This is a genomic window from Roseicyclus sp. (assembly GCF_052168335.1).
Taxonomy (GTDB): Bacteria; Pseudomonadota; Alphaproteobacteria; order Rhodobacterales; family Rhodobacteraceae; genus Roseibacterium.
On record NZ_JBQLZP010000024.1, the window covers coordinates 1 to 7,487 of the forward strand.

Genomic DNA, 7,487 nt, shown 5'->3' on the forward strand with positions numbered 1-7,487 from the left:
GCCATGCCGGGGAGCGCCGCCTGCATGGTGTGGAAGGCCGCCGAGAGGTTCACGACGAGGATCGCGTCCCACCGAGCGCGGGGCATCTCGGCCAGCGGCGCGGTGTGCTGGATGCCGGCGTTGTTCACGAGGATGTCGGGCCCGCCCCAGGCGGCGACCGCCTTCATCAGCCCGGCGATGCGGTCGGGGTCGCGGAGGTCGCCGTCGAAGAACTCGGCCTGCGGCGCGCCCCTGGCGCGGAGGCGGTGGCAGACCTCCTCGACCTGGGCGTCGCCGGCGAGGCCGTGGACCGCGATGCGCGCGCCTGCGGCGGCCAGCGCCTCGGCGACGGCGAGGCCGATGCCCTGCACCGAGCCCGTGACGAGCGCGGTCCTTCCGGTCAGATCGGTCATGGCGTGTCCCTCCTCAGGCGGTCGCGGAGCTCGGTCTTGAGCACCTTGCCGTAGTTGTTCCTGGGCAGATCGGGCACCGGGACGTAGTCCTTCGGCCGCTTGAAGCGCGCCATCTGCGCGAGGCAGTGGGCGTCGAGCGCGGCGGGGTCGATGCGCGCGCCCGGGGCCGCGACGACGAAGGCGACGACCTCCTCGCCCCATTCGGGCGAGGGGCGCCCGACGACGGAGACCTCGTGGACGGCGGGGTGGGTCAGAAGGACCTCCTCCACCTCGCGGGGATAGATGTTCGTGCCGCCGGAGATGATCACATCCTTGGAACGATCGGCGAGCGAGAGGTAGCCTTCGGCGTCGAGGCGCCCGACATCGCCGGTCATGAGCCAGCCGTCCTTCAGCGTCTTCGCCGTGGCCTCGGGGTTGCGCCAGTAGCCGGGCATGACCGGGGCGCCGCGCACCATGATCTCGCCGGTCTCGCCGGGCGGGAGGGGGCGGCCCGTGGCGTCGCCGATGGCGACCTCCACGAGGCTCTGGGCCCGGCCGACGGAGGCGAGGCGCTCGGCCCACCGGGGATGGGTGCGGTCGGCCACTTCGGCGCGCGAGAGCGCGGTGATCGCCATGGGGCATTCACCCTGGCCGTAGATCTGCACGAATTTCGGCCCGAACCAGCCGACCGCCTCCTCGATGTCGGCGCGGTACATGGGCCCGCCGCCGTAGACGATGGTGCGGATGCCCTCGCCGCGGCCGCCGGAGGCCCTCGCCGCATCGGTCAGGCGGCGGACCATCGTGGGGGCCATGAACATCGAGGCGGAGCCTTGCGCCGCCGAGAGGTCGAGCACCTCCTCAGCGTCGAAGCCGCCGGACGCGGGCACGAGATGGGCGGCGCCCATGCGGACGTGGATGAGGGCGTAGAGGCCCGCGCCGTGGCTCATCGGCGCGGCGTAGAGGGCGGCGTCGGCCTCCGTCACCGGGTCCACGTCCACGGGATAGCAGAGCGAGGTCGCGGCGAGCATGGCGTGCGTGATCTGGACGCCCTTGGGCTTGCCGGTGGTGCCGGATGTGTAGAAGAGCCAGGCGAGATCGCCCGCCTCCCGCGCGACGGCGTCGGCGGGATCGGTGGCGCAGAGGGCGTCGAACTCCGTCGAGGCGAGCGGGACGCAAGGAAGGTCCGTCTCGGGTGCGAGCTCCGCGGAGACGAAGCAGAGGACGGCACCCGCGTCGGCGAGGATCCAGGCGGCCTCCTTCGTGTGAAGCTTGGCGTTCACGGGAACGGCCGCGGCACCCGCGCGCCAGATGCCGAAGAGGCAGGTGAGGTAGTCGGGCAGGTTCTTCGCGAAGACGCCGACGCGGTCGCCGGGTGCCACGCCGCGCGCGGCGAGGGCGGCGGCCAGACCGGCGGCACGGCGCGCGAAGGTCGCGTAGTCGGCGACCACGCGGGTTCCGTGCATCAGTGCCGGACGCGCGCCCATGACCGCGGCGGTGCGGTCGAGCCAGAGCGCGATGTTCATGCGACCCCCCTCCCCGATCCTCGGGTGAAAGATCACCATGGCAGGCACGATGCCGCAAGTCTCAGGCGGCGAGGAGGAGGCCGGCGTCCGCGAGCGCCGTGCGCGCGGCGGCGTGGTGGCGGGACGGCAGGCGCGTCCAGAAGGCGTCGAGGATCGCGGGCCATTGCGGGGCCCGTGCGAGGTAGCCGAAGCGGTGGTAGTGCAGGATGCGCGCGCCCGCCGCCGCCGCCATGTCGCGCCTGCGGGAGAGGGAGCAGTTCCACGCCTCGCCCAGCACCTCCGTCCGGTAGCCGTAGCGCGCGAGCGTCAGCGGCAGACTGATCTGGTCGAGCCAGGGCCGCTTGCCCGCGATGGCACAGTTGTGGTCGAAGTCGAGCGCCGTCTCGATCCATCGGGTGGCGAAGTCCCCCTCAGGAAAGGCCACGAAGCCCGCGTTGAAATAGGGCGGCGACTCGCGGCGCCGCCCGCGCAGGAGACGCACGCGCGTCTCGGGCATGGGCAGGCCGAAATGGGCATAGGCGCGCGCCCAGCGGTCGCCCTCGGCGCCCCAGGTGGGCAGGCCCTCGGGCGCGGCGGCGACGGTGTCGGGGGGCAGGGATGCCATCGCGGTCAGGGGTGCGGTGCAGACCATGTCGGTGTCGAGGAACACGGCCCGTGCGGTGCCGCGGGCGTCGGCGGCGGCGACCATCTTGTTGCCGTGGGGATAGGCCGCGCGCCACGCGGGCGGTGCGGGCAGCGGGCGCAACTCGACCCCGCAGGCGTCGTAGAGGTCGCGGGTGAGCGGCGCGACGTCGGGCAGCCGGGCGGGCGTGGCGTAGGCGAAGAAGCGCGGCCGCGGCCCGCCCTCATGCGCCACGGCGAGCGAGACGGCGAGAAGCCAGCTCTGCATCTCCAGCCGCTCCCCGTCCGCGACGAAGAGGACCGATAGGTCGCAGCCTTCCCCCGTTGCCCGCACGCGCCCCGTTCCCGTTCTGCCCGTTCCGACCAGTCTGCCCGGAACCGGACCCGCTGGCCAGCGCCCGCGTCAGACCTCGAGGTCGGAGACGAAGATGCCGTCGTGGCCGCCGCGGCTGTTGGCGACCATGATCCCGCCCGCGCGGACGTGGTCCGGATGCGCCTCGTAGGCGAGGTGGACCTCGCGGCTCTCGAACTTGACCGCGAAGCCGTAGGTGTAGCGCGCCGACTTGCCCTCGAAATCGCGGTTCGGCCCGTGGCGGAAGTCCGACATGCCGGGAATCTCGAGCCCGGCGAGGATGGCGCAGGCCTCGACGATGCGGGCCTCGGCCTCGGGCGAGGCGGGATCGAAGAGGACGGTGTGGATCAGCATGGGGTCACTCCGGGGCGATCAGGATGGCGCGGAAATCGTTGACGTTTGTGAGCGTGGGCCCCGTGACGACCTGCCCGCCGATCGCCTCGAAGAAGCCGTGGGCGTCGTTCCGGTCGAGCGCGGCCTGCGGGTCGCGCCCGGCCGCGCGCGCCTGCGCCAGCGTCCCGGGACCGATCAGGGCGCCCGCCACCTCCGCCGCGCCGTCGACGCCGTCGGTGTCGCAGGCGATGGCGTGGATGCCGGGTGCGCCGTTCAGCGCGAGCGAGAGCGCCAGCGCATATTCCGCGTTCGGCCCCCCCACGCCGTCGCCCCGCCGGGTCACGGTCAGTTCGCCGCCGGACAGGATCACGCGCGGGCCCTTCGCCTTGAGCGCCAGCTCCGCATGGGCGCGGGCCACGTCGCGGGCCTCTCCCTCGATGGCGTCGCCGAGGATCTCGACGGCGTAGCCCTGCGCCTCGGCCAGCTCGGCCGCGGCCCGGAGCGACTGTGACGGCGCGGCGACGATGACGTTTTCGACACGGGCGAGGCGCGGGTCTTCGGGCGTCACCGGGTCGCCGCCGGCCTCGAGATAGGCGGCGATGGATGCGGGCGGGGTCACGTTCCAGCGCTTCAGCGCGGCGAGCGCACGCGCCGCATCGCCCCGGTGGCCCACGGTCGGGCCGCTCGCGATGTCGCCGGGCCGGTCGCCGGGCACGTCCGAGATCATCAGCGCGAGCATCCGCGCGGGGTAGGCCGCCGCCGCCAGCCGCCCGCCCTTCACCGCCGAGATCTCCTTGCGGATGCCGTTGATCTCGCCGATGGGCGCGCCGGACGCCAAGAGCGCCTGGGTCAGCGCCTGCTTCTCCGCCAGCGTGATGCCGTCCGCCGGCTGGATCAGCAGCGCCGAGCCGCCGCCCGAGATGAGCGCGAGGACGAAATCCTCCTTTCCGCAGGTGGCGAGCAGGTCGAGCATCCGCGCGGTCGCCGCGACGCCCGCCGTGTCCGGGACGGGGTGCGCGGCCTCGACGATCTCGATCCCCCGACAGGGGCGCGCATAGCCGTAGCGCGTGATGACGAGGCCGTCGCAGGGGCCCCATTCGGCCTCCACCGCTTCGGCCATGCGCGCGCTGGCCTTGCCCGCGCCGATGACGACGACGCGGCCCGGCGGCTTCGGCGGCAGATGGGCCGCGAGGCTCCGCATCGGGTCGGCGACCTCCACGGCCTTGTCGAACATCGCGCGAAGAAGGTCCGGAGGTGTCATGCAGGGGTTCCGAGGCTGGAGGCGCGGGCGACGAGGTGGACGGGGGAACGCTGTTCCGGCGGGGGTTTCGTCCCCTCCGTCAGCCATGCCAGAAGCGCCGCCGCCGTGTCCCGCGCGAAGACGGCGATGTCGCAGGACACGGAGGAGAGCTGCGGCCAGCTCAGCGCGCAATCCTCGATGTCGTCGAAGCCGACGAGGCGCATGGCCGAACCGACCGCAACGCCCTCGCGCGCGAGGCCCGCCATCAGGCCCAGCGCAACGAGGTCGTTGAAGCAGAGCACCCCGTCGCAGTCCGGATGCTCGCGCACCAGCGTCGCCGCCGCCGAGAGGCCGAAGGCGCGCGAGGTCGTGCCCGGCAGGCGCAGGGGCGACAGGCCCGCCCCGGACAGCGCGTCGGCGTAGCCCGCTTTCCGCTCCTCGGTGATGCTGCGCCCGTCGAGGCCGCCGACGAAGGCGATGCGCCGCGCGCCCAGCCCGATCAGGTGGCGCGTCGCCTCGGCGCTGCCGTGGGCGTAGTCGAAGCTGGAGAACGGGAACAGGTCGGTGCGCGCATCCATCTTGCGCAGGACCTGGAGCGTCGGGATGCCCGCGCGCGACAGCGGCTCGAACGTGGGGGCGGCATCGCCATAGGCGGGGCAGATCACGACGGCGTCGACACCGTGCTCGATCATCGACGCCACAAGCTTGCCCTGCAGGCCCGCATCCTCGTCGGAGTTCGAGATGACGGTCGCGTAACCCGCAGAGGCCAGCGCCATCTGGAGCGAGGCGGCGAACTCGGTGAAGAAGGGGTTGCGGATGTCGTTGATGACGAGGCCGACCAGTCCCACCGAGGAGCCGCGCAACGTCGCCGCCGCACGGTTGTAGACGTAGCCGAGTTCCCCCATCGCGGCGCGCACGGACTCGGCCGTCTCGGCCCGGACCTGCGGGCTCCGCTGGAGGACGAGCGAGACGGTGGACTTCGACACCCCGGCGAGGGCGGCCACGTCGGTGATGGTCGGACGGCGCTTCATGCCCCCTTGCTAGCCGTCGATCCCGTGAAGCGCCAGAAGTGTCCGCATCCGCGCCTGCGCGAGGTCGGGCCGCGCCAGCAGCCGCGCCCGGTCGGCGAGGCGGTAGACTTCGGCGTAGTGCGCGATCTCGCGCGACGACTGGAAGCCGCCCGGCATGACGAAGTGGTCCTGCGTGCCGTTCAGCCAGGACAGGAACGCGATCCCCGCCTTGTAGAAGCGCGTGGGCGCCTTGAAGATCTCGCGGGACAGCGGGACGGTCGGCGCGAAGAGCGCGTGGTAGGTCGCCCGGTCGCCCCGCGCCAGTGCCTCCAGCGCCTGCGACGCGGCGGGCGCAATTGCGGCGAAGATGCCGAGAAGCGCGTGGGAATGGCGCGTGCCGTCCCCCTCGATCAGGGGCGCATAGTTGAAATCGTCCCCGGTATAGAGGCGGACGCCCTCCGGCAGGCGGGCGCGGAACGCCTCCTCATGCGCCTGGTCGAGCAGCGAGATCTTGATGCCGTCGACCTTGGCCGCGTTCCGCACGATGAGGTCGAGGACGAAGTCGCTGGCCGCTTCCACGTCGCCCGAGCCCCAGTAGCCTGCGAGGGCGGGATCGAACATCTCGCCCAGCCAGTGCAGGATCACCGGCTCGGCCGCCTGCGACAGGAGGCGGTCGTAGACGCGGGCATAGGTATCGGCCGCCGCGCCGATGGCGGGCAGCGCGCGGGTCGCCATGAGGATGATCTGGCCGCCGGCCGCCTCGATCGCCTCCATCTGCTGCATGTAGGCGCTGGCGATGGCGTCGGCGTCGGTCAGGTCGGCGGGGCCAAGGTGGTCGGTCCCGGCGCCGCAGGCCACGCGCGGCTTCAGCGGATGCGCGCGGGCGGCCGCCATGGTCCGGCGGATCAGCTCGAGCGCCGTCTCCCAGTCGACGCCCATGCCGCGCTGCGCGGTATCCATTGCCTCTGCGAGGCCGAGCCCCTGGTCCCAGAGCCCCTGCCGGAAGGCGAGCGTGGCCTCCCAATCGACGGCGGGCCGCGTGTCCCAGGGGGAGCGCTCGGCCAGCGGGTCCGAGATGACGTGCGCGGCGGCGAAGGCGGTGCGGGTCAGCGGCACCTCGGGCGCGCGCGGGACCAGCGGCTCGCCCGTCAGCGCGTAATGCTCGAGGGTTCCGGCGTAGGTGGGCAGGCGCATCAGGAGCCTCCGTGATCGGCGCGGATCATGTCGGCGGCCTTCTCGCCGATCATGATGGCGGCCGCGTTGGTGTTCGAGGAGATGACCGTGGGCATGATCGAGTTGTCGACGATGCGCAGCCCGCCGATCCCGTTGAATCGGAGGCGCGGATCGACCACGGCGCCCGCGTCCACGCCCATGCGGCAGGTGCCCGCGCAATGGTGCGAGGTCTTGGAATGCGCGCAGATGAAGGCGAAGTAGTCGTCGTCCGTCTTAACGTCCGGTCCCGGCAGATGTTCGGCCCGGATGAAGGGCCTCAAGGGTTCTTGTGCAAGAATCTGCTGCGTCAGCTTCAGCCCGCGGATCGACATCTCGCGGTCCATCGGGTCGGCGCAGTAGTTCGGATCGATCAGCGGCGCGGCGGCGGGATCGGCACTGGCGAGACGCACGGTGCCGCGCGAGCGGGGCCGCAGGTAGCAGGAATTGAGGGTCACGCCGCCTTGCGGCATGGCGGCGACGCCCGCCTCGATCCCGGTCCCGAGCCCGAGGTGGAGCTGGAGGTCCGGCGATCGGGCATCGGGGTCGGCATACCAGAAGCCACCGGTCTCGAAGAGGCTGGAGGCGACCGGCCCCTTGCGTGTCAGGAGGTATTGCAGCCCCGCCAGCGCCGAGAGGTGGAGCTTCGCGTAGCGGTCGTAGGTGTGGGGGCCCGAAACCTCGCAGATGCAGTAGAGGTCGAGGTGATCCTGAAGGTTCTCGCCGACGTTGGGCTGGTCCAGCACCACGTCGATTCCGAGGCCGTGCAGGTGGTCGGCAGGGCCGATCCCCGAGAGCTGGAGCAGGCGGGGGGAACCGATGGCGCCC

8 protein-coding genes are annotated in these 7,487 nt (G+C 72.3%); all 8 read right to left on the reverse strand.

From position 1 onward, the window contains the following. Positions 1-392: SDR family NAD(P)-dependent oxidoreductase (locus ACTS11_RS00790; protein WP_442638452.1), on the reverse strand; the 392-nt coding region annotated here is incomplete at its 3' end. After that, the gene (locus tag ACTS11_RS00795; RefSeq protein WP_442638453.1) at positions 389-1,894 is read right to left on the reverse strand and encodes a class I adenylate-forming enzyme family protein; all 1,506 of its coding nucleotides are present in this window, start codon (positions 1,892-1,894) and stop codon (positions 389-391) included. The genes ACTS11_RS00790 and ACTS11_RS00795, both read right to left, overlap by 4 nt. A gap of 61 nt (positions 1,895-1,955) precedes the next feature. Next, positions 1,956-2,849 (reverse strand): hypothetical protein, encoded by an 894-nt coding sequence (locus tag ACTS11_RS00800; RefSeq protein WP_442638454.1) that lies wholly within the window; start codon positions 2,847-2,849, stop codon positions 1,956-1,958. A 69-nt stretch (positions 2,850-2,918) separates the two neighbouring features. Then, positions 2,919-3,221: a Dabb family protein gene (locus ACTS11_RS00805; protein WP_442638455.1), complete on the reverse strand. Its 303-nt coding sequence runs from the start codon at positions 3,219-3,221 to the stop codon at positions 2,919-2,921. A 4-nt stretch (positions 3,222-3,225) separates the two neighbouring features. Beyond that, a complete protein-coding gene (locus ACTS11_RS00810; RefSeq protein ID WP_442638456.1) occupies positions 3,226-4,434 on the reverse strand; it encodes a glycerate kinase type-2 family protein in 1,209 nt (402 codons plus the stop codon). Positions 4,435-4,457: 23 nt separating this feature from the next. Beyond that, the gene (locus ACTS11_RS00815; RefSeq protein ID WP_442638457.1) at positions 4,458-5,471 is read right to left on the reverse strand and encodes a LacI family DNA-binding transcriptional regulator; all 1,014 of its coding nucleotides are present in this window, start codon (positions 5,469-5,471) and stop codon (positions 4,458-4,460) included. Between the two features lie 9 nt (positions 5,472-5,480). Then, positions 5,481-6,644, reverse strand: coding sequence for a dihydrodipicolinate synthase family protein (locus ACTS11_RS00820; RefSeq protein WP_442638458.1), 1,164 nt, complete (start codon positions 6,642-6,644; stop codon positions 5,481-5,483). Beyond that, the coding region (locus ACTS11_RS00825) for a GMC family oxidoreductase (RefSeq protein ID WP_442638459.1) at positions 6,644-7,487 on the reverse strand (844 nt) is incomplete at its 5' end. The genes ACTS11_RS00825 and ACTS11_RS00820, both read right to left, overlap by 1 nt.

What these genes read in the sequence shown, in the direction of transcription:
- ACTS11_RS00815 (WP_442638457.1), bottom strand. Translation starts at nt 5,471, where the DNA reads ATGAAGCGCCGTCCGACCATCACCGACGTGGCCGCCCTCGCCGGGGTG.
- ACTS11_RS00795 (WP_442638453.1), bottom strand. Translation starts at nt 1,894, where the DNA reads ATGAACATCGCGCTCTGGCTCGACCGCACCGCCGCGGTCATGGGCGCG.
- ACTS11_RS00820 (WP_442638458.1), bottom strand. Translation starts at nt 6,644, where the DNA reads ATGCGCCTGCCCACCTACGCCGGAACCCTCGAGCATTACGCGCTGACG.
- ACTS11_RS00805 (WP_442638455.1), bottom strand. Translation starts at nt 3,221, where the DNA reads ATGCTGATCCACACCGTCCTCTTCGATCCCGCCTCGCCCGAGGCCGAG.
- ACTS11_RS00810 (WP_442638456.1), bottom strand. Translation starts at nt 4,434, where the DNA reads ATGTTCGACAAGGCCGTGGAGGTCGCCGACCCGATGCGGAGCCTCGCG.